General features: G+C 62.3%; 24 protein-coding genes and 1 riboswitch. Of the genes, 6 read left to right on the top strand and 18 right to left on the bottom strand.

All coding sequences use genetic code 11. The features are described from left to right. Positions 1 to 2: 2 nt before the first annotated feature. From LB568_RS24615 to LB568_RS24605, 3 genes are all read right to left on the bottom strand, one after another. Positions 3 to 728 carry a GntR family transcriptional regulator gene (locus LB568_RS24615; protein ID WP_013894522.1) on the bottom strand — a complete coding sequence of 242 codons (726 nt, stop codon included), beginning with the start codon at positions 726 to 728 and terminating at the stop codon, positions 3 to 5. Between the two features lie 393 nt (positions 729 to 1,121). After that, on the bottom strand, positions 1,122 to 1,286 hold the full coding sequence (locus LB568_RS24610; RefSeq protein WP_013894521.1) for a DUF3309 family protein: 165 nt from the start codon (positions 1,284 to 1,286) through the stop codon (positions 1,122 to 1,124). A 353-nt stretch (positions 1,287 to 1,639) separates the two neighbouring features. Further along, positions 1,640 to 2,335: a methyltransferase family protein gene (locus LB568_RS24605; protein ID WP_013894520.1), complete on the bottom strand. Its 696-nt coding sequence runs from the start codon at positions 2,333 to 2,335 to the stop codon at positions 1,640 to 1,642. Positions 2,336 to 2,559: 224 nt separating this feature from the next. Between LB568_RS24605 and LB568_RS24600 the strand changes: the two genes are divergently transcribed. Both LB568_RS24600 and LB568_RS24595 read left to right on the top strand, forming a co-directional pair. Further along, positions 2,560 to 6,678 (top strand): tetratricopeptide repeat protein, encoded by a 4,119-nt coding sequence (locus tag LB568_RS24600; RefSeq protein ID WP_224731488.1) that lies wholly within the window; start codon positions 2,560 to 2,562, stop codon positions 6,676 to 6,678. A gap of 45 nt (positions 6,679 to 6,723) precedes the next feature. Beyond that, a complete protein-coding gene (locus LB568_RS24595; RefSeq protein WP_224731487.1) occupies positions 6,724 to 7,479 on the top strand; it encodes a hypothetical protein in 756 nt (251 codons plus the stop codon). 63 nt (positions 7,480 to 7,542) lie between these two features. Here LB568_RS24595 and LB568_RS24590 read toward each other — a convergent pair whose 3' ends face one another. From LB568_RS24590 to LB568_RS24575, 4 genes are all read right to left on the bottom strand, one after another. Then, the gene (locus LB568_RS24590) at positions 7,543 to 8,559 is read right to left on the bottom strand and encodes an ABC transporter substrate-binding protein (protein WP_224731486.1); all 1,017 of its coding nucleotides are present in this window, start codon (positions 8,557 to 8,559) and stop codon (positions 7,543 to 7,545) included. Beyond that, complete coding sequence (locus LB568_RS24585; protein ID WP_140576228.1) at positions 8,552 to 9,319, bottom strand: ABC transporter ATP-binding protein; 768 nt, start codon at positions 9,317 to 9,319, stop codon at positions 8,552 to 8,554. Before LB568_RS24585 ends, LB568_RS24590 begins: the two co-directional genes overlap by 8 nt. Then, positions 9,316 to 10,164: an ABC transporter permease gene (locus LB568_RS24580; protein ID WP_412033927.1), complete on the bottom strand. Its 849-nt coding sequence runs from the start codon at positions 10,162 to 10,164 to the stop codon at positions 9,316 to 9,318. Before LB568_RS24580 ends, LB568_RS24585 begins: the two co-directional genes overlap by 4 nt. A gap of 13 nt (positions 10,165 to 10,177) precedes the next feature. Further along, entirely contained in the window at positions 10,178 to 10,786 is a 609-nt protein-coding gene (locus tag LB568_RS24575; protein ID WP_140576230.1) for a YkoF family thiamine/hydroxymethylpyrimidine-binding protein, read from the bottom strand. Further along, positions 10,777 to 10,890, bottom strand: a riboswitch (TPP riboswitch). It overlaps the preceding gene by 10 nt. 183 nt (positions 10,891 to 11,073) lie before the next feature. On the opposite strand from LB568_RS24575, the gene LB568_RS24570 reads away from it, so the two are divergent. After that, the gene (locus LB568_RS24570; RefSeq protein WP_013894514.1) at positions 11,074 to 11,388 is read left to right on the top strand and encodes a hypothetical protein; all 315 of its coding nucleotides are present in this window, start codon (positions 11,074 to 11,076) and stop codon (positions 11,386 to 11,388) included. Between the two features lie 69 nt (positions 11,389 to 11,457). Here the strand turns inward: LB568_RS24570 and msrA are convergent, their stop codons facing one another. Genes msrA through LB568_RS24560 form a run of 3 tightly spaced genes read right to left on the bottom strand, consistent with a single transcriptional unit; the run spans position 11,458 to position 13,594 of the window. Further along, positions 11,458 to 11,976, bottom strand: a complete 519-nt coding sequence (gene msrA, locus LB568_RS24565) for a peptide-methionine (S)-S-oxide reductase MsrA (protein ID WP_013894513.1) — start codon at positions 11,974 to 11,976, stop codon at positions 11,458 to 11,460. A gap of 22 nt (positions 11,977 to 11,998) precedes the next feature. Then, positions 11,999 to 12,124 carry a hypothetical protein gene (locus tag LB568_RS33575; protein ID WP_263497206.1) on the bottom strand — a complete coding sequence of 42 codons (126 nt, stop codon included), beginning with the start codon at positions 12,122 to 12,124 and terminating at the stop codon, positions 11,999 to 12,001. Between the two features lie 42 nt (positions 12,125 to 12,166). Continuing rightward, on the bottom strand, positions 12,167 to 13,594 hold the full coding sequence (locus LB568_RS24560) for a glycosyltransferase family 39 protein (protein WP_224731485.1): 1,428 nt from the start codon (positions 13,592 to 13,594) through the stop codon (positions 12,167 to 12,169). A gap of 311 nt (positions 13,595 to 13,905) precedes the next feature. Between LB568_RS24560 and LB568_RS24555 the strand changes: the two genes are divergently transcribed. Then, the gene (locus LB568_RS24555; RefSeq protein ID WP_013894511.1) at positions 13,906 to 14,613 is read left to right on the top strand and encodes a hypothetical protein; all 708 of its coding nucleotides are present in this window, start codon (positions 13,906 to 13,908) and stop codon (positions 14,611 to 14,613) included. Positions 14,614 to 14,720: 107 nt separating this feature from the next. Here LB568_RS24555 and LB568_RS24550 read toward each other — a convergent pair whose 3' ends face one another. From LB568_RS24550 to LB568_RS24525, 7 genes are all read right to left on the bottom strand, one after another. Continuing rightward, positions 14,721 to 15,119 carry a GNAT family N-acetyltransferase gene (locus LB568_RS24550; protein WP_224731484.1) on the bottom strand — a complete coding sequence of 133 codons (399 nt, stop codon included), beginning with the start codon at positions 15,117 to 15,119 and terminating at the stop codon, positions 14,721 to 14,723. Positions 15,120 to 15,365: 246 nt separating this feature from the next. Beyond that, entirely contained in the window at positions 15,366 to 15,683 is a 318-nt protein-coding gene (locus tag LB568_RS24545) for a hypothetical protein (protein WP_041164749.1), read from the bottom strand. A gap of 103 nt (positions 15,684 to 15,786) precedes the next feature. Then, positions 15,787 to 15,981, bottom strand: a complete 195-nt coding sequence (locus LB568_RS24540; RefSeq protein ID WP_013894508.1) for a hypothetical protein — start codon at positions 15,979 to 15,981, stop codon at positions 15,787 to 15,789. Next, positions 15,966 to 16,205 carry a hypothetical protein gene (locus tag LB568_RS24535; protein ID WP_013894507.1) on the bottom strand — a complete coding sequence of 80 codons (240 nt, stop codon included), beginning with the start codon at positions 16,203 to 16,205 and terminating at the stop codon, positions 15,966 to 15,968. Before LB568_RS24535 ends, LB568_RS24540 begins: the two co-directional genes overlap by 16 nt. Further along, positions 16,202 to 16,324 carry a hypothetical protein gene (locus LB568_RS33570; protein WP_263497202.1) on the bottom strand — a complete coding sequence of 41 codons (123 nt, stop codon included), beginning with the start codon at positions 16,322 to 16,324 and terminating at the stop codon, positions 16,202 to 16,204. Before LB568_RS33570 ends, LB568_RS24535 begins: the two co-directional genes overlap by 4 nt. Before the next feature lies 1 nt (position 16,325). Beyond that, on the bottom strand, positions 16,326 to 16,493 hold the full coding sequence (locus LB568_RS24530; RefSeq protein WP_013894505.1) for a hypothetical protein: 168 nt from the start codon (positions 16,491 to 16,493) through the stop codon (positions 16,326 to 16,328). Between the two features lie 2 nt (positions 16,494 to 16,495). Then, positions 16,496 to 17,206, bottom strand: a complete 711-nt coding sequence (locus tag LB568_RS24525) for a glycoside hydrolase family 108 protein (protein ID WP_013894504.1) — start codon at positions 17,204 to 17,206, stop codon at positions 16,496 to 16,498. 65 nt (positions 17,207 to 17,271) lie between these two features. Here LB568_RS24525 and LB568_RS24520 point away from each other — a divergent pair, with 65 nt between their 5' ends. Further along, entirely contained in the window at positions 17,272 to 17,472 is a 201-nt protein-coding gene (locus tag LB568_RS24520) for a hypothetical protein (RefSeq protein WP_150111206.1), read from the top strand. Positions 17,473 to 17,675: 203 nt separating this feature from the next. Continuing rightward, on the top strand, positions 17,676 to 18,449 hold the full coding sequence (locus LB568_RS24515) for a glycosyltransferase family 25 protein (RefSeq protein ID WP_318013300.1): 774 nt from the start codon (positions 17,676 to 17,678) through the stop codon (positions 18,447 to 18,449). 51 nt (positions 18,450 to 18,500) lie between these two features. Here the strand turns inward: LB568_RS24515 and LB568_RS24510 are convergent, their stop codons facing one another. Then, on the bottom strand, positions 18,501 to 18,737 hold the full coding sequence (locus LB568_RS24510) for a hypothetical protein (protein WP_013894501.1): 237 nt from the start codon (positions 18,735 to 18,737) through the stop codon (positions 18,501 to 18,503). Positions 18,738 to 19,338: the final 601 nt, after the last annotated feature.

Raw genomic sequence — 19,338 nt, 5'->3', positions numbered from 1 at the left:
GCTCAGAACCTCATATGCAGCGCGAAGTGCGCCGGGTTGAGCAGGCTGGTGACATATTCGATCGGCCGGTCATCGGCGGCGCGGGTCAATCGGCGGCCGCGCAGGAAAGGCGTACCTTGCGGGCAGCCGAGGATGGCGGCGTCCTCCGCATTGAGCATCTCGATGCCCACCCATTCCTCGCCATGGTCGGGAATGAGGCCGGCGGCGCGCAGCGTCTGGTGCAGCGAGCCTTCGCGCAGGCCGCGAAGCGGCACGTCTTCCAGCTCGGGCGATAACGGCAGGCGGCTGCGCTCGATGGAGATCGCATGGCCGTCGCTGGCATTGGTGCGCACCCGGTCGACGGCAATGAAGAACGGGCTTTCGATCTCCAGCATGGCAGCCAGATCGGCGTCCTCGATAACCTCCAGCCGCAGCGTCCGCGTCTCGGCATTGGCGCCGGCATTGGCCAGCGCCCGCGACCAGCCGATGGCATCGTCGACCGGCTTGCCATCGAAAGTGACGAAGGAACCGATGCCGACCTTTGTGGTGATCAGCCCGCGGCTGGACAGCTCCTCGAGCCCCTTGCGGACCGTGTTGCGGCTGACGGAGAAGCGCTGGACGAGCTCGTTCTCGCTTTGCAGCCGGTCGCCGAAGCCGAGCACGCCGGAACGGATTTCATGTTCGAGAACGGTGGCGATCTGCTCGGGCTTTCCCGTGCCGGGAGACAATTGAACCGCGCGCCGCTTCATATGCGTACCTGTTCAGTAAACCTGTATAGTCCTGTTCAATATCTCAATGCGGCAATTGTGTCAACGATTGGCAGGTGGATGTTTCTCGACGATACGGACCGCCATGAAGGAAGGCCTCGTAGCGCTCTGCCAGAAAGTGTCCGCGATCGCGGACGACACACCGCTAGGCGAAAAAAGAAAGCCCGCTCCGGGATGCCGGGGCGGGCCTTGGAGGAGGACAAGGGGTGGGACCCTCTCCTCTTGTTTCCACGGGGGGTGTGGACCGAAATCACCATACCTCAGTCGCACGAAATGCCGGATCACAAGCCGGCCTGCTTCCATCACAATGCGGTGCGCGGCCCTGCCGATGGGGTCACGAGAATGCGAGCGACTGACGACGGCGGAACCGCACCGCTAGATACGCCCGAGCAGAACAAGGATGATGATGATCAGCAGCACAAGGCCGAGCCCGCCGCCACCATAATAACCGGTTCCGTAGAACGGTCCGCCGCCGAGCCCGCTGAAGCCGCCAAGCAGCGCAATGACAAGAATGATGATGAGTATGGTGCCTAAGCTCATGGTTCCCGCTCCCTGTGCGCCTGCGTGCCGATCTCACGTCACGCTTGGCGATGTTGCCTGGAGATGAACGCCTCTGGGGCATTTGCGTTCCGCCGGATGGCTTGATGCCACGACAACAACCGGCATCGAGAAACGCAGAGAGCCCGCCTGGGCGGCGGGCTTTCCAACCGGCGGGCCAGGATCCCGGCACTCTGGCCTCAGCGGTGTGCGATCAGCAGGCAGAGCTGACGCGGGCGCCATGTCCTTAGGCACCGCAAGCGCGGAAAACGCTTTCCAATGCCGGCCAGGGCAAAAGATTCCAAACGGCCTCAGTCAGTCCGAAGCAGTTTGGCTTCCGTCTGGGACGGGAACTATCAGGCGATCCCGTAGAACAGCCTGTAGCGCACGCGGCTCATGTAGTCGCGGTATTCCGGCAACGCCGCCAGCAGGGCCTCTTCACGCAGGATTCGGTAAAGCTGAAGATAGGTTATCACGGCGTAGACAGCGAGATTGTAGAAGGAGAAGGCCGACAGCAGGAACAGGATATGGCCGGCAAGGTAGCCGGCATAGATTGGATGCCGTACCAGGCGGTAGGCACCGCCGGTCATCACGCCGCGATTGCCGGGCAGCAAGGCAAACGAACGCCCCAGCGATGCTTTCCCCCAAATGACAAACGACACCGCCAGTATCTGCAGCGGGGCTGCGACATACACCGGAATGATGGCCGCTCCCGGTTCCAGCGTGATGAAGCCGGCGCCAAAACTGGCAATCATGGTGACAATCACGGTGAGCGGGTTCCAGTCGCGTGTCACCGGGCGCCGCGACAGCATCAGCCATGTGAAGGTGAGCACCTCGGAGATTGCCAGCAACGCGATGTTGAGTCGGGTCGGATCCTCGATGAGATGGGATACGCCGCGGTAGACGAACATGCCAGCAAAGGCCAACGCACACACACGAAAGAAGCCTTCGCGCAGGTCGATCAGGATTTCACGCTTTCGGGCCGCGGACAGAATCCCGCTCTCATTGGCGCTCGAAAGGGTTTCACTTTTAGACATGAGCAAGCCAAGCACCCCAATGATCCCTCCGGGTGACCTTTGCACGCAACCATTGCCGGGCCGTTAACCGAGAAGCTCAGATCGGCACTAAATAGGGCCTCCGAAAGGGGTGCGAGCACCAGGAAGTGCCGATCGTCTCAGCTGTATTGCAATTTATGCTTGCATTTTTGGAACAAATAAAGAACAATAAGTCGATTGTCATTGAAACGGATCAAAGGTTTTCGGGGGAGGACCGGCGAATGGTGAGCTGGAAGGCTGCGGGGCTGGTCGCCGCCGCGATCGGATCGTGCTTGCTGGCGAGAGCTTTGCGCCGAGGGTGGCCGGCAGGCCTTGCCGCTTTTCTCGCACTGAACACGGCCGCGCTCGGCGCCGGCAAGGACTACGCCGTCTGCTTCAGCGACGGCAAGGTCGATGCCGACCAACTCATTGCCGCCTGCACGCCGATTGCCGAGGACAAGACGGAGTCGTCGCGGAACCGCGTTATCGCCTATTTCAACCGCGGGACTGCCTGGTACAACAAGGGGGAAAACGACCGCGCCATTGCTGACTTCAACGTCACCATCAGTCTCGAGCCGGACTCGAGTGATCCCTACTACAGCCGCGGCCTGGCCTTCTTCCGCAAAGGCAAGACCGACGCGGCCATTGTCGATTTCGAACAGGCGATCGCGGCCGATCCGAACAATGGCAAAGCGCACAACAATCTTGGCGTGGTCTGGCAGCAAAAGGGCGACCATGACCGGGCGATCACCGAATATGGCGAGGCGATCCGGAGCGATCCGCGGGATGTCCAGGCGTATGTCAACCGCGGCATAGCCCGCGCTTCCAGGGGCGACTTCGACCTTGCCATCGCCGATTTCGACGCGGCCACGGGCTTCGATCCCGAGAGCGTGGATGCCTATGCCAGTCGCAGCGCCGCCTGGATCGCCAAGAGCGACTGGGCTCGTGCCTTTGCAGACGCCGATCGGGCGGTCGGGCTCGATTCCACCAGCATCGACGGCTATTACAACAGAGCCGTTGCCTTGACCAACAGCGGCGACGACGACCGCGCCATCGCCGATTTCGACAAGGTGATCGCCCTCAAACCGACGGACGCCGACGCCTATTTCGGCCGTTCGCTCACGCGCGCTCGCAGCGGCAACACCGTCGGTGCAGTCGCCGATTGCCGTAAGGCCATCGAGCTCGATCCGAAGAAGGCAGGTCTTTGTGACCCAGGACCGGTCGGCACAAAGGCGCCGGCTGTGTCGCAATCGCTCAATCCTGGCGCATCCCCGGTGTACGAACCGCTACAACTATACCCCAAAGAGGATCACTCCGAACGCGTTGCCTGGAACCTCAAACGGGGGCTGGAGCAGCAGATGCACGGCGACGTCGCGGGCGCGATAGACTCATTCAGCTTCGCGATCCAGCTGGATCCTTACAATGCCGAAGCCTTTTACGACCGGGCGTTCGCCGAGGCATCGCAAGGAAACCACGCCATTGCCGCCACAGACTGTCGGCGCGCCGTCGAACTCGACCCGAAGCGCGCAGGCTCTTGCAGCCAACGCGCTCCTGGCGAAACAGCTCCGCCGGCTGTCACGGAGACAAGAAACCCGGCAGCCGCAAAAGCCTTGCTTGAGCGCGCCGAGACGCGGCTTGCAAAGTATGGTGTCGAAGGCGCGCTTCTCGATTTCGACAAGGCGATCAGCCTCGATCCGGAGAGCGCTGAAGCCTATTTCAGCCGGGCCGGCGCCAGGGCACTGAAGGGCGATACGGCCGGTGCTGCGGCGGATTGCCGTCGCGCCGCCGAACTCGATCCAAAGCGGGCGGCAAGCTGCAGTGAACGGGTTGTGGGCAATGAGAGCAAGTCGGCTCCACCGCCAGACACACAACGGCCGAAGCTTCGAGCCGTCGTTCCGAATATCACGGCCACACAAGACACGCTGGCCGCGAGGGCCATGGAGGCGACCGATCCGCAAACCCTGGAAGCGGTCCTTGGCGGCGATGCCTTCCTGGACATGGGCAAGTACGATCAGGCGATCGGCGCCTACAACCAGGCGATCTCGCTCGATGCGAACGACCGGTTTGCCTATTTCGGCCGCGGCAAGGCCTGGGCTGCCAAACGCGCTTACAAGCAGGCGATCGCAGACTACGACAAGGTCATCGAACTCGCCCCCAATTTTGCCGCGGCGCATTTTCGCCGGGGTCTCGCCAAGGTTACGTCAGGCGATGCCGAGGGCGCGCTTGCCGATTGCAGCCGGGCTGCAACACTCGATGCAAAGGCGCGTGACGCATACTTCTGCAAGGGCATGGCATGGCAAGCGAAGGGCGACGCTGCCCGCGCGGTTGCCGCTTATTCGGTGGCGCTCGAGATCGATCCGAAGGATGACGCGAGCTATTACGGGCGCGGCATGGCTAGGGCCGGCAGGAAAGACTATGACGGCGCCATTGCCGATTTCGACAAGGCGATCGGGCTTGATCCAGGCAATGCGGACTATCTCGCCAGCCGCAGGGCAGCGGTGGCGACGAAAGCCGAGCTGCAACCCGGCGCCGAACCTGCGGTCCTGCAGGACGTCGACAATGATAGCCAGCCCGAGGCCAGGCTTTCGACCGCTGAGATGGCGAAGCTCATTCAGGCGACCGACCCGCGCGTTCTGGCCGCGGTACGGCAGGGCGACAGCCTGTCGGATGCCGGCAAGTATGACCAGGCAATCAGCGCGTATGGCAAGGCGATCGCGCTCGACCCCGACAGCCCCCTCGCCTATTTCGGCCGCGGCAACGCCTGGAACGACAAGCGCGCCTATGATCGGGCGATTGACGACTATGACCGCGTGATCGAGCTCCTGCCAAATATGGTCTCTGCTTATGTTCGCCGAGGCATGGCCAAGGCCACCACCGAGGATGCCGAAGGTGCCCTCGCCGATTGCGGTCGGGCCGCCGCGTTCGATCCGAAGCTGGTGGATGCCTATTTCTGCATGGGCATGGCATGGCACGTGAATGGCGATTCCCAGCGAGCGATCACAGCCTATTCGGCGGCGATCGAGATCGATGCCAAGGATGCCCCCAGCTACTACGGGCGCGGCATAGAACGGGCCGATAGCAAGGATTACAGCGGCGCGATTGCCGATTTCGACCAGGCGATAAGACTCTATCCGGGCAATCCGGACTACGCGGTCGCCCGCAAGGCGGCCGTGGCCGCCTTGAAGAAAGGCGGCGCCGCGCCGCTCGCCGTCGGTTCGGATCCCAGGAACCTCCAAGCCTTCATGGATCGTGGCAATGCGTTCTACGGGAAGCGCAAATACGATCGTGCCATCGCCGAGTACAGCCGCGCGATCGCCCTCGATCCAAGGAAAGCCTCGGCCTATGTCGGCCGCGGTACGTCGCTTGTCGCGAAAGGCAAATATGACGCAGCCATCACGGACTATGGCAAGGTTATTGAACTCTATCCCGCTTATGTCGACGCTTACATCGGCCGCGCCGTCGCCTGGAGCAAAAAGAACGAACTGGATCGTGCCATCGCGGACTACAGTCGCGTGATCGAACTCGACCCGCAATATGCTCCGGTTTATTTCGGGCGCGGCAGCGTCTGGTTCACCAAGGGCGAGTACGACCAGGCCATTGCCGACTACGATCAAGCGCTGAGGCTCGATCCAAAGCTTGCCCTCGCCCGCAAGGGCCGCCAGATCGCCATGGCGGCGAAAGCGAACGCCTCGAAGAGGCCAGGCAAAGCCGTTGGCGAGGCGCCGGCCAAGCCAAGCAGCGCTTCGCCAGCCGCGCAGGCGTTCAGCAAGGGCTGGACGCTGCATGAGAAGAACGACTATGACGGCGCCATAGCCCTGTACGGCAAAGCGATTGCATTCTTTCCGGCGTTCCACGACGCCTATCTGGCCCGAGCAATGGCCTGGGAGGCCAAGCGGGACTACGCTCATGCCGTCGCTGACTACAGCCAGGCGATCGCGCTCAATCCGAATCTTGCCGAGACCTACTACGACCGCGGCCAGAACCTCGGTTTCCAGGGAGATTACGACGGTGCGCTTGCGGACTACGACAAGGCCATCAGTCTCAATACCAGGGACGCAAAGGTCTATGCCGATCGGGGCCTCATATGGATGGGTAGACATGAGGACGCCGCAGCGCTGCGCGATTTCGAAAAGGCGCTCGGCCTCGACCGCAAGAACCCTTTCGCCTATTTGGGCCGGGGCGTGATCCGGATCAGCAAGGCGGACTATGACGGGGCCATCGCCGATCTGAGCCAGACGATAAAGCTCAAACCAGATTTCGCCACCGCCTACAAAGTGCGCAGCAAGGCGTGGGCCGCCAAGGGTAACCACAAGCGTGCCGAGGCCGACCGCAAGAAAGCGCTGAGCCTCGGCGGGAAATAGACAGTTTAGGGAGGGTCGGCGATGGCGCGTTGGAGAAGCTTGGGCGTGGCGGCGGTCGCCGCTTTGTCTTTCGTTGCGGTAAAGATATTGCCTTGGGCGCTCGGCTTTGCCGGCGGCAAATATCTCTACCAGACAGTGGCGGGCTCGCCCGATCCGCAGACCCTGACCACAGCTCAGGTGAGCGAACAGATTCAGAGCCAGGGAAGCCAGATATTCATGGCAATCCAGCAGGAGTTTCCAGACGACTATGACGCCGTCGTGGAAAAGATCACTGCCGCGGCCAGACTTGGAAGCGTGGAGCAAGTGCGAAACACGAGCAGGATGGCGGTCGCCGGCCTCAGGCAAAGATACGCATCCCTGCTGTCTTCGTCCCCAGACAGCAATGCCGCCGAGGCGCTGCGTGCACAATTGGCCATGCTCAACCATGTCATGGCGCGGGAAGCCCCAGTCACTTGCAACAACTACCTTCGCAACGGGCCGGACGCGCTCAGCATGCCGGATCGGGATTTCCTGACCGACATGGACAAGATCGGAGCCACCCTGTTCCACGCCTTCGGCGCGGCGAAGAAGAGCGGTCTGGCTGCCGCTTCAGCCAGCGATGAGGACTGGTCACTGCTGGCCGACGCCTTCATCAACGCTGGCGGCACTCCCACCGAGATGAATGCAATTGCCAATGTCAGCCCGGAATTCGAAGGTCTCTGCCCGGCAGTCGCGAAACTATATACATCCGCTCTTTCACTGCAGGGCGAGCCCGGGCGGCACGTCAAAACAACTTTGCTCTATGAGATCGCCCGGAATTAGCCGAGGTCTGCGCATCCGCGCGATTGATGAGGACCCATCAGTTCCGAGAGCCGGATTGGCCGCCTAGCCCAGAGTTGAATTGCTGAAATACTTCGTGAAATCAGGGTGTTGCGTCAGAACCTTGCCATCGGCGTCATGCAGAATGCCCGCAGTGAAGAGATAGTCGCCGATCGCGTCCATCTTGGCCGGATCCATCCCGCCGATGGCGCCGTTTTCCGCGCGCAGATAGTGCCCGTCGATCAGCGCCTTCAGCGAGGCCTTGATCAGCGCCGGATTGGTCAGCGCATCCTTGTTGGCGGTGATGAGCAGCGCGGCCGCTTCATCGGGATGCTCAACGGCGAACCGGTAGCCGCGCTGCGTCGCCTCGATGAAGGCCTCCGCAAGCTTAGGGTTCGCTGACAGATACGCCTCGCTCGACGAGATCAGCATCGTGTGCTCGTCGGGCACGCCATAGTCGGCATAGACGAAGCTGCGCTGATGGACGCCTTTGAGTTCCGCCTCGACGCCCTCCCAGGTCAAAACCTCCAGCGTGAAGTCGACGGTGCCGTTGGCAAGGGCTTCGTAGGCGGAGGTGCCGAGCGTCACCGTTTCGAAATTGCCCTTGCCGCCATCATGGCGGATGATGGTCGAGATCAGCGCGTTTTCCCAGGCGCTGCCAAAACCGCCATAGGTCAGGCCTTCAAGGTCCTTCGGGCTCTTGATGTCGCTGCGCGCGGCATTGAACACCAGCCGGCCGGTTTCGGATTGCACCACGGCGTAGACGGCTTTCAAGTCCGCTCCGGCGGTTTTCTGGGTGAACAGGCTGATGGTGCCGTTGATGCCGAAATCGGCGACACGGTTGGCGACCAGCGTGCCGGCGCCGGTATCGCTGTAGGGCAGAATGTCGACCTCGAGGCCGGCGTCGGAATAAAACCCCTTGTCGCGGGCGACGAACAGCCCGATGTGGTTGGTGTTGACCGTCCAGTCCAAAGCGACGGTGATTTTCTGCATCGCCGCGAAAGAGCGGCCCGGTCCGGCGATCAGCGGAAGACCGCTGGCGAGGGTAAGCAGCAAGGCCTGCCGGCGCGTCAGATCAGTCATGGTCATGTCCTTTGGAGGGTTGAGGGTTGAGCAAAATGTCGAGGATCTCGGCCTCGAGTGCGATGGCCTGGCGCGCGGCGGCACCGGTCGGGTCGCGCGGACGCGGCAACGGCACCCTGATCTCACGCAGCACACGGGCCGGGCGCGCCGACAGCACATAGATGCGGTCGGACAGGTATACGGCTTCGCGCACATCGTGGGTGATCAGCAGTGCCGTCCAGCGATGGTGCCGCCACATCTGCTCGAGCCAACGCTGCATGGCGGCGCGGGTCAGTGCGTCGAGCGCGCCGAAAGGCTCGTCGAGCAAAAGCATGTCGCGCTCCTGCACAACCGTGCGCAACAGCGCCGCGCGCTGGCGCATGCCGCCCGAAAGCTGCGCCGGAAAATGCCGCTCGAAGCCGGCAAGTCCGAATTCGGCGAACAGCGGCGCGACCCGCGCCCGTGCTGCCTTGCGCTTGATGCCTTGCACTTCGAGCCCGAGTGTCGCGTTGTCGAGGATGCGCCGCCACGGCATCAACGCATCGCGCTGCGGCATGAAGGCAAAATGCCGGCCGTGATCGTCGAGCGGCACGCCGTCGAACAACATCTCGCCTTCGCCATGTTCGGCGCCGGTCAGAAGCTGGAACAGCGTCGACTTGCCGGCGCCCGACGGTCCGAGGATCGAGACGAATTCGCCGGCACCGACGTTGAGCGAAATGTCGGCAAGAACGTCGAGCCCGCCAAACGCCTTGCGCACATGTCGCAATTCGAGCCGGCTCATCTCCGCGCCGCCTCTGCCGCGGCTTGCTTGCCCGCGGCCCGTTCCCAGGGCATGGCCAAGCGCTGCAGCAGCACCGTCAATCCGAACAGGATGAGAGTAAGCGCGGCGCTGACGCCGACGGCGGCCAGCACCAGGTCGGGGCGAAAATTGTTCTTGGCGTTGAGCATGTAGATGCCCAGCCCCTTGGCGGCACCCGCATATTCGGCGAAGATGGCGCCGACGACGGCATAGGTGATGGAGATCCGCAGGCCAGCGAAGAAATATGGCAGCGCCGAAGGCAGCCGCGCCAGCACGAAGACGCGCCAGCGCCCTGCCCCCATGGCGCGTAGCATCTGGCCGATCTCGGGCTCGGTTGCCTCATAGCCCTCGACCAGCGCCACCAGCATCGGGAAGAAGGTAACCAGCGCCACCAGCATGATCTTCGGCGCCAGCCCGAAGCCGAACCACAGCACCACCAGCGGCGCGATCGCAACCAGCGGCAAGGTCTGGCTGATGATGAAGACGGGAAAAAGCGCGCGCCGCAGCGGCTGGAAGAAGTCTACCAACATCGACAGCGCGAAAGCGGCGCTGAGCGAAAAGGCAAAACCGATGAGCGTGGCGCGGATGGTGGGAATGGCGTTGTCGACCAGCGCGTCACGATTGAGCATCGCCTGCTCAAAGACACGCGAGGGCGCCGGCAGAGTCGTCGGCTTGATGCCGGAATAGGTAGCGTAGAGTTCCCAGGCCACGAGCAGCAACCCGACCGACATTACGGCCGGTACTGCCTTGGCGAGGATGCCCGCGAGGTGACGCGGGCGGCTGAATGACGATGAGACCACGAGAGGACAACCTTGACGGTCGCGCATCGGCGCGAGCGGTTCAGACAGCAGTGGGGCTGTTGGCGGAAACCGTGACGTCGAGGGTTACGTGGCCGGCACCCGGCCCGAAGCGGCAGAAAGCTTCGTTGAGCGCCGAAAAGATCGCGCCCGTATCGCCGCGCAGTTTGGTGCAGAAATTTTTGGAGCGATCGTAGACGCCGGACTGTTTCAAGAAATCGATGCAACCATAGATCTCGTCCATGTGGTCACCGGTACCCATCACATAAAGCGAGAATTGCGCCGCCGCCGGCTGGCCGGTGGCGACCGCGCCATGCACGGCTGCGATGGCGGCTTCCTTGCGCGGGCCGAGCGGCCCGACAGGTCCGCCGAAGGCCTCGGAGCGGCAGATCGGATCGTCCGGCTCGCCTGGGCAGCCACGCGAAATGGCGGCTGACAAAACGCAATGCTTGCCGCTGCGCGCGGCCGCCACGAACAGGTCGCGCAGAGCCGGGAACAGCACTTCGGGCGGCCCGACCAGCAAGGTCGAGATGTCGTCGGTCTCGATCCTGAGCCGGTCACGATAGGGATCGAGCGCACCGAGCGCGCCCAAAATGACGCCGACGAAATCGTCGGCCATGGGATATAGGGAAATCTGTGCGCCTGAAAACATAGCCCGCCTCGCTCCGCTGGTATTACCCAGATCAGCTTCTAGGGTCTGTGGGCTTGCCGCCCCCGTCTCAGCCCCGACCGTACGGAGCACCCCTGTGGATGGGCGCGTTAAAGCACTATTCGATCGATTGGGGAAGCCGTTTTTTTCAGCGAACTGCGCCAAAAGCATTGCGCCAGAGTGGGAGCGATTGGCTCTGGCGGCGCGAGAATTTATCGGGAACCTTCATCAGACCGAGAGGTTGTCCCACCAGTCGCTACGCGACGAGTTCACAGAAATGGAGACAAACCATGTTCATGAAAATCCTCGCAGCTTCGACGCTCACCATCGGCCTGGCCGCATCGGCCATGGCGCAGAGCAATGACACAAGCGGCACCAACGGAGCCGGTAGCGGCAGGTCGGTCACGGTCGATCCGAATACGCCAGCTTCGCCCAACACCGTCGACCCGTCGGTGACCAACAGCACGACTGGCACGCTGGATGATATGAACTCCAACGCGGATCGGAATTGTCCTGCCCATCCGCAGGGCGCGCAGCCCGATGCCAATGGCATGTCGCCGGGTACCACCGCGCCGACGGTTAACGACAAGCATTGCGGCAAGTAGGATTTGCAATGAGAAGAAACCGCGGAGCGAGCGCTCCGCGGCTTCTCAAATCCTGTCGTATGACTGAATCTACGGTACCGCTTTTTCTCGAACCGGCAGCTTCCAGCCTGGCCTGACGAAATGGCAGGTGTAGCCGTTGGGATATTTCTCCAGATAATCCTGATGCTCCGGCTCGGCCTCCCAGAAAGCACCGACCGGCGCGACTTCGGTGACGACCTTGCCGGGCCACAGGCCCGAGGCATCGACATCGGCGATGGTGTCTTCGGCGACGTTCTTTTGCTCGTCGCTGGTGTAGTAGATCGCCGAACGGTAGCTCATTCCGACATCGTTGCCCTGTCGGTTGCGTGTCGTCGGATCGTGGATTTGGAAAAAGCGCTCCAGCAGCGTGCGATAGCTGATCACGGCCGGATCGAAATTGATCTCGATCGCCTCGGCGTGCGTGCCATGATTGCGATAGGTGGCGTTTGGCACATCGCCGCCCGAGTAGCCGACACGGGTCGAGATGACGCCGGGATAGCGCCGTATCAAATCCTGCATGCCCCAGAAACAGCCGCCGGCAAGTACTGCGCGTTCGGTCGAAGTCGCCATGTCACCTCTCCTCAAAAGCAATTCACGGAAAACGGACCGCGATTTCCGTCTTGAATTGCACGACAACAAATTGGATTTCCCATAAATGGGCACTGTCGGCGACTTCGTCCAGTCGCCCGAGCGCGGCGCCGGCGGTGCGTGCGGCCATGCCCCGACGAAATGGCACGACGCGGAACCGGATCCGTGGACTTCAGCTGTGCGGTTGTCCAGCCGGGCTGTCGACAGCAAGCGGCAGGCGCGTGCCGGGCGGGATGGCGGCAAAACTGATCGCCACCGGCGGCGCCTCTTGCGACCAGTTGAAAAGAACGGTCTTGACCGGAATGTTGTCCAGCCATGAGTGCAACTGCGGTGGCACGCCATGGCCCAGCCAAACCATCAGCATGCCGTGGTCGTGCAACCGCTGCAGTGTGATCCAGGGCGCGAACCGCATATCGAGGTCGGTGAAAATCGACGGCTTGTCATAGGCATTGAGACCCGCCAGCATCGCCAGATTGGTGTCGCCGCCGACGATGTCGAGTCGGCCGGGCACAGCCGCGTGCCAGACTGCCTCGGCCTCGTCCGAGATCGGTCGTGCCGGCCAGCAAACGGCGTCCATGCGCCCGCGCACATTGCAGTCCGTCCAGCGGATGGCCGCATAGGCGCCTGACATGCCGACGATGCAGATGAATGCGCAGATCGTCAGTTTTCGCATCTCTGTGGCGCCGAGCCGATGGCCCAAGAACGCCAGCGCGACGACGCCGACAAGATTGTACATCGGCGCGCCCCAGGCTTCGCCTGTGCCGGTAAACAGCGAGGCGACCATGACCAGCGCCGCGGGCCCAAGGCCCATCCACATGAGATAAACACGCGAGCCGCGCTCGACGGGCTCTTGCGGAGCCGGCGAGCGCCGCAGCAGCCCTGATATCGCCAGCACCAGAAAAAAGCCGGAGAGCCCGGCCATCTGGACACCGGCATAATAAAGGCGCGCTCGGTGTTCAGTCACCCATTCGTCACGGCCGGCGAAATAGGTCAGCGGCAGGAAATCGATACGGTAGAGCTCGACGGCCAACGGCGTGGCGACGGCGAGAAAGACGGCAAGGCCAAGCCACGGCCAAGGTGTCGCCAGCCGGCTGCGCGCGCGCGCATCGGACAACAGCCACAGAGCGCCGAAGGCGAGCAGCAGGCCGGTGGAGAATTTGGCATAGAGCCCGACGCCCGAGACCAGCCCGAGCGCGAGCCACCAGCCCGGCCCGCCACCACGGCCGGCGCGCCAAAGCAGCCAGCAGATCGCCGCCCAGAACGGCATCTGCGCATAGTCGTGATTGAATTGCGGGGTGGGCCAGCCAAAGAAATAGACCGATGGCATCAAAAGCACGGCAGCCAGCGCCCGGCTATGACCCAGCATGTCGCGGGCCAGCAGATAGACCAGGATGAAGGTCGCGGAGATGGTCAGCTGGGCGAGCAGATATTGCGGCCAGCGGAACGATCCGGTCAAAAGATGGCTGGTCTCGAGCAGCCAACCAGGGAGCTGCGGGTGCTTGTAGGTCAAAAGCACCCATTCGCGGCCCCACATGAAGCCCTCCACGACATCGCCGGGCGGCGCGGGATCGACGAGCGCTGGCACCACCGTCCAGCACAAGATCTGCGCCAGACACAGAAGCGCCAGCAAATACCGGGGTTGGCGAAGCAGGCCGGACCAGACAGATGACGAACTCAAGCCCGGGGCAGGCAGCCCCGCCGGCACCCAGCGATCCAAGGAGTCATCGATCCCCACCATGCGGCGCTTAAATCACATCGTCCGGTTCGCCGAACAGCCCAAACGCCAAAGCTTACAAAAAAGTATACTTGCGTGCCATTGCAACACCAAGATTGAACCGGAATTTCAACGCTCCGCGGCCCGCCTTCCCCAGGCACACGGCCTGAAGCCCTGTCTGAACATCCGGATTCCAGATGCGCCATCAACATGCCGTCATTCACTACCGCGCGCTCGACTTCTGGCTGGCGCGCGCAGCCGTTCTCGTCATCATCTGCCTGCAGCTTCTGGTCATCAACAATCTCTCATTCGGTCCGCGCTGGCTGGCACCGGGACTGGAAGCGGCCCTGCTCGTGCCGCTGTCCGTGGCGACGGCATGGACGCAGGTCGCCACCAGAAAAGCGGTCGAGGACCACGAATGGCATGCCATCGGCCAGTTTCGCGCCATGATCCGCCGAACCGCCCTGACGATGACCGCCGTCATCAGCGTCATGAATTGCGGCTCGCTGGTCTTGCTGGTGCATGCCTTGCTGGAGGGACACGCCGGCAACAGCGGCACGACACTGCTGATCGACGCACTCAACATCTGGGTGACAAACGTCATCGTCTTCGCCTTGTGGTTCTGGAGCACCGACCGTGGCGGGCCGCCGACCTGCGGACTGGTGAAGCTCGCGCAGGCCGATTTCCTGTTTGCACAGATGACCCTGAACGACCGCGAGCTGGCCCAATGGCTGCCCGGCTTCGTCGACTATTTCTTCCTCGCCTTCACCAATGCGACGGCGTTTTCGCCGACCGACACCTTGCCGCTCTCCCAGCGCGCCAAGCTGCTGATGATGGCGGAAGCCATGATCTCACTGCTGACGATCGCGCTGGTCGCGGCGCGAGCCGTCAACATTCTGGCCTAGGGTAAAAGCGCGAAATAGCCCGCTCCGGCGAACCGAAGCGGGCTATTTCGTTGACTTCGATGGTCGCGATGCCGCGCTTGCTGAGCTTGTAGCTGTTGCCGCTGTGCTCAATCCGCGCCGAGGTCGCGTTCGAAGACCACCTGGTCGCGCAGCGGAATGCCATTCACGAGCAAGCCTTCGGGATAACCGGTCGATGGCCCGAACGCATCCTGCACGATGCGACACATCCGAAAGCCCTGTCTCTGATAAAACCTGAGATTGCCGATATCGGCCGTAGCGGTCGAGACGATCAGGCGCCGGCCGTTGCACTCACGGCAGCGGATGATTGCCGCCGCGACAAGGGCACGCCCCAACCCTTCGCTCTGCCTTGCAGGACGGACCGCGAGGCTCTTGAGTTCGAAGACACCGCCCTCGCCCGTCTCGATGATCTGCACATGGCCGACGATCCGGCCGCCCTCGCGAGCGACCATCACCTCGCCCCGACCGATATAGCCGGAAATCTGCATGGAGGAATCGTCTGCCAGGGCAAACAGAGGCCGTAAAGCCTCGCGGTTTCCATCGTATCGTTCAATAAGCATTCATAAGTCCGGACTGGATCAACGCCACCGCGAGTTCGGCATTCCTGCGCTGGGATATAGCAGCGGCTGGCCATGAGCCACAAATGCAAAAAGCCCGCCCCGGCGCGAGCCGAGGCGGGCGTTGGTTCAATCGAGCCGTCGGACGCAGATTCTCGATACCGGCAAAGCCGGGAGTTATTTCTCCGTTGACAGCTTGAATTTGCGCACGATTACCTCGAACAAAAAATCCGAAATCCACATGGCGCAGATGCCGATGAGAAAGGCCGCCGCGAGCGTCGTCGTGTCGTCATTGGCCAGCGGCAGGCCGGTGGCGCGGGAATATTGGACCACGGGCAGTGTGAGATAGGCAGCGGCAAGCGCGCCACAGATTGGTGACGCCACCATTTCGCGCAGTTTGTAGCGGTGGCGCGACAGCGCGCGCAGGACACCACCGGCAAGACCGGCGGCGACGACAGGTCCCTTGATGCCCAGCAGGTCGAAGAGATCGTGCATCATGTCACCACCCTTGCGGCGAGGAAAACGAAGATCGACCCGGCGCCGAAAGTGACCAACTCGCCGAGCAGCAGGGCCGAGCCCAACGGAAGCAAGACAACCGTCAAGGCTTCCACCCGCACAGTTTTTCGCCTTTGCGGTTGTGCGCCAAAAGCGCCTTGACCTCGGTGTCCGACAGCGCGTCCACGGCGGCCGTCGACAGGCGCAGCGGGCTGGACACCGCACAGAACCCACCCTTGACGGTTGTGCATCCGGCCATTGCGGCCAGGACCGACACCAGCATCAATCCCTTGCCCATGATTTGAGCTCCTTCCGGGCGGCGGCGGCCGGCAGCGCGCCGATATCGTTCTGGACCTGGTCGGCGACGTCGCGCGCCGCGGCCTCTGCGGCGGCCTGCCTGGCGCGCTCGCTGCGTCCGCCGGCAAACCGCTGGCGAAGCCCCCAGCCGAGTGTCGCGAGGATGGCGGCACCGATGCCCAGGATGGTTGGATTGCCGAGCAGTAAGGCGAGAAGCGCGCTCATCGCGGCATGCCCTTTGCATAGAGCGACAGCACCCATACCCCCAGGCCGCCGAAACCAATGACGGCGACGCTGACGGCGGAGGCAATCAGGACATCGCCGATGGTGATAGCATGGTCCATCTCATGCCCTCCGGTTTGGGACTTGATAGACGCCGCCGGCCACGAGAGCCCCGACGATCAGATCGCGCACGATATCGGCAAGGCCGGGGATTTCCACGCCAGCGTGTTGCAGGCCAATAAGCGTGCCGATGCCGACAAGGGCAACGATGAATTTCGCATAGCGTGCCATGGTCAGTTCCTCTTGAAGATGGCTTTGGCGATTGCGTTGAGCAGCCGCCACAGCCATCTGGTTTCGACGGTTGCAGGCGCTCCGGTCGGGGTTGGAGCAGGATGGATGATCTCCGGCGCGGCCGGAGGCTCGGGAGCAGCGGGAACCGGCGTGGACGCCTGCGGAACCGTGGCTGGCTGGGCTGGCGTCGGCGGGGCTGGGTGTGCCGTCATCTTGAGCGCATCGGCGCGAACCGACCTGACCCGGTCGCTCCACCCCCTGCCAAACGTGGCCCATGTCGGCAGGCGCTTGAGAAACGCCAGCCGCGCGTCGCAAAGCTGATCGATGACGACGCCCGCCGGTTTTGCCCTGGCTTCGCCGAGCGTGGCCGGCCCGATGCGACCGTCCTGCACGGCGCCCACCGCGGCCTGCAGATATTTGGCCGCCCTGCCCGGGCCGCTGTTCACGGCGAAATCGAACACGGCGTAATCGATGCCATCGGGCAGTTCGGCACCGAGCACCGCGTCCCAATAGAACCGCCGATAGACGGTCGCGACCTGGTCATCGCTGATTTTGCGCAGATCGGCCTTGATGGCATCCGCTCTGACATAGCGGCGGAAATTCGCCAGCGTCACCCCCTTCATGGTGGCGCCGCCCGGATCGGCCGCGTTGTCCGACCAGCCCCCCTCCGATTTCAAGACAAGCGCAAGCGCCAGCGCGAAGTTGCGGTCCATGGGGAGTTTCTTTCGGAGGAATTTGGATAGTGATCGGCCAGGGCGTGAGCCGAAGGGGTTTTACGATGAGGGATGATCATCAAAATGGCGACTGGTTGACGCTGCCCAAGCCGTGGTCGGACTACATCGCGGGTTGTGCGAGGAAGTCGCCAGCAACGCTGGCGAAATCCACGCCTATGATGGCGGGCAGCTTGTGCGCATCGATGGCAAGCGGCGCCAACCATGATGCCGACCTCATTATGAACGCGCTGCGCAAGCCGAACTGATCGCCACATTAATCACAAGCATTCGAAGCTTGGCCCAACAGCCCACGATCACTTACGCTCGCAGAAAGTTGACTGCCAAAGGGCGCCCGTATAGAGCTGAAAGTGGCGGCAAAAACTACCTGTGAACTTCACGGCCATGTGGGGGCGAAGTAGAAATCGCTGATTTGCTTTCATGCAGTGCGGGGCGACAAGTGAAGTGTTACGTGATCAATCTTGATCGGGCAATCGATCGCCTTGCGGCTGTCACGGTGGAATTTTCGCGGATCGGAGTTGCTTTTGAGCGCGTTGCCGGTGTCGATGCACGCGCCGGGGCTCCGTTCGCGGCGCTCCCTCTGACAGAGGCGGAAGTCTGTTGTTTTCTCAGTCATCGGCGCTGCTGGGAAATCATCGCCGACGGGCCTGATCAGTATGGTGTAGTGTTTGAAGACGATGTCGTTTTCAGCCACGACGCCGGATCCATGCTTGTCGATGACAGTTGGGTTCCGCTAGACGCAGATTTGGTCAAGATCGAAACATTCTATAATCGCGTGAGAGTTGGTAGTCGGCACACACCGGCCAAGAATGGATACTCCGTAACGCGACTGTTCGGGCAGCATCTAGGCTCATGCGGATATCTGATTTCAAAAGGGGCTGCCCGAAGACTGCTCAAGAGCACTATGCGTCTTAAGGCACCGGTTGACGTCGCACTCTTCAGTCCGGGACAAATGACGAGCGCGCGCAACAACATCTACCAGCTGATGCCAGCGCTCTGCGTCCAGGCTCTTTTCATTTCCGGGAATACCGCTTCTCCGACCCAGATCCAATTCACACCGCCACTCCACAGAAACAAGCGGGCAATCGACAGAATCCGGGTCGAGGCCACCCGTGCCTTTGGGTATCTTCGAAACTGGAACTTTTTCGCGACCGCGGCGGTTGATGCCGTGCCGCTACGCTTTGATGAGGCAGCAGCCGAAGCTGCCAAGCCTCCCGTCGTTTAGGGCGCGCGAAGTAGATCGGGTTTGCTGTCAAAGCTGTATAGGCGGCGCCCATCATGCCGGCGTCGATGATGCGTGCCTGGACAACGGATTCGCCACCTGCTGGCGGGCCGGCGGGGGCGGCACATAAGCTGCAACCGAGGAGTCCTTGGTAATCTCTTCATAAAGCTCCCTGCCGAGCGGCTCCGGATCATCCGGCGACGCGGTGAAGGGTATCCACCCGAAATCAGCGTGATCGATCTCCACGTCAATGGTGCCGGCCTGGTTGTAAGTAGCGTTGCGGTATTCCATCACGAGACCCTCAAGAATACTGCCACGCCGGCAGCACCACCAGTAGAACTAGTCGCGCTCATACACTGCCAACTTCCAGGTGGAGATGTAGTGCCGCTAGGGTTGCCGGCGGCATGTGAATATTTAAGCGTGCTTCCCGCAACCACCTGACCGGTGCCCAGGGATGCAGCCGGACTGGTCGCGCAGAGGCTGTAAGTACCGATACCGCCTGCCACCAAGGCGGCATTGCCCGTGCTATAGTTGATACTGGACGCCACAAAAGCCGTGGTCGCTAGTTGCGTGGTGTTGGTGCCTGGCGCGGCGGTGGGAGCAGCGGGCGCCCCGGTGAATGTCGGACTGGCGATCGGGGCCAGTAGACCGAGTGCCGCCGCAATCTCCGCCAGCGTGTCAAACGTCGTTGACACCCCACCCAGCACGACATCGATCGCCGCCTTGACAAACCCCGTCGTCGCAAGCTGCGTCGTGTTCGTGCCGGGCGCGGCTGTCGGAGCGGCTGGAACACCCGTAAACGTCGGGCTGGCTTTTGGCGCCAGGCTCGACACCGCCACGCCGCTGTCTTTGGCGATCTTGCCTGTGGTGCCATTGAACGTGGCGATGTTGT

The organism is Mesorhizobium sp. B263B2A (genome assembly GCF_020165775.1).
GTDB lineage: Bacteria > Pseudomonadota > Alphaproteobacteria > Rhizobiales > Rhizobiaceae > Mesorhizobium > Mesorhizobium opportunistum.
Note: the sequence above shows the minus strand (reverse complement) of the source record. Positions and strands in the feature narration are given on the sequence as shown.

Bases quoted from the DNA above. Each gene is read 5' to 3' on its own strand.
- LB568_RS24580 (WP_412033927.1), bottom strand. From the start codon at position 10,164: ATGCGCGACCGTCAAGGTTGTCCTCTCGTGGTCTCATCGTCATTCAGC.
- LB568_RS33570 (WP_263497202.1), bottom strand. From the start codon at position 16,324: ATGGACCATGCTATCACCATCGGCGATGTCCTGATTGCCTCCGCCGTC.
- LB568_RS24555 (WP_013894511.1), top strand. From the start codon at position 13,906: ATGCGCCATCAACATGCCGTCATTCACTACCGCGCGCTCGACTTCTGG.
- LB568_RS24610 (WP_013894521.1), bottom strand. From the start codon at position 1,286: ATGAGCTTAGGCACCATACTCATCATCATTCTTGTCATTGCGCTGCTT.
- LB568_RS24615 (WP_013894522.1), bottom strand. From the start codon at position 728: ATGAAGCGGCGCGCGGTTCAATTGTCTCCCGGCACGGGAAAGCCCGAG.
- LB568_RS24585 (WP_140576228.1), bottom strand. From the start codon at position 9,319: ATGAGCCGGCTCGAATTGCGACATGTGCGCAAGGCGTTTGGCGGGCTC.
- LB568_RS24545 (WP_041164749.1), bottom strand. From the start codon at position 15,683: ATGCACGATCTCTTCGACCTGCTGGGCATCAAGGGACCTGTCGTCGCC.
- LB568_RS24590 (WP_224731486.1), bottom strand. From the start codon at position 8,559: ATGACTGATCTGACGCGCCGGCAGGCCTTGCTGCTTACCCTCGCCAGC.
- LB568_RS24510 (WP_013894501.1), bottom strand. From the start codon at position 18,737: ATGGAATACCGCAACGCTACTTACAACCAGGCCGGCACCATTGACGTG.
- msrA (WP_013894513.1), bottom strand. From the start codon at position 11,976: ATGGCGACTTCGACCGAACGCGCAGTACTTGCCGGCGGCTGTTTCTGG.
- LB568_RS24520 (WP_150111206.1), top strand. From the start codon at position 17,272: ATGAGGGATGATCATCAAAATGGCGACTGGTTGACGCTGCCCAAGCCG.
- LB568_RS24575 (WP_140576230.1), bottom strand. From the start codon at position 10,786: ATGTTTTCAGGCGCACAGATTTCCCTATATCCCATGGCCGACGATTTC.
- LB568_RS24550 (WP_224731484.1), bottom strand. From the start codon at position 15,119: ATGCAGATTTCCGGCTATATCGGTCGGGGCGAGGTGATGGTCGCTCGC.
- LB568_RS24525 (WP_013894504.1), bottom strand. From the start codon at position 17,206: ATGGACCGCAACTTCGCGCTGGCGCTTGCGCTTGTCTTGAAATCGGAG.
- LB568_RS33575 (WP_263497206.1), bottom strand. From the start codon at position 12,124: ATGGCCGCACGCACCGCCGGCGCCGCGCTCGGGCGACTGGACGAAGTC.
- LB568_RS24540 (WP_013894508.1), bottom strand. From the start codon at position 15,981: ATGGGCAAGGGATTGATGCTGGTGTCGGTCCTGGCCGCAATGGCCGGA.
- LB568_RS24535 (WP_013894507.1), bottom strand. From the start codon at position 16,205: ATGAGCGCGCTTCTCGCCTTACTGCTCGGCAATCCAACCATCCTGGGC.
- LB568_RS24570 (WP_013894514.1), top strand. From the start codon at position 11,074: ATGTTCATGAAAATCCTCGCAGCTTCGACGCTCACCATCGGCCTGGCC.
- LB568_RS24600 (WP_224731488.1), top strand. From the start codon at position 2,560: ATGGTGAGCTGGAAGGCTGCGGGGCTGGTCGCCGCCGCGATCGGATCG.
- LB568_RS24530 (WP_013894505.1), bottom strand. From the start codon at position 16,493: ATGGCACGCTATGCGAAATTCATCGTTGCCCTTGTCGGCATCGGCACG.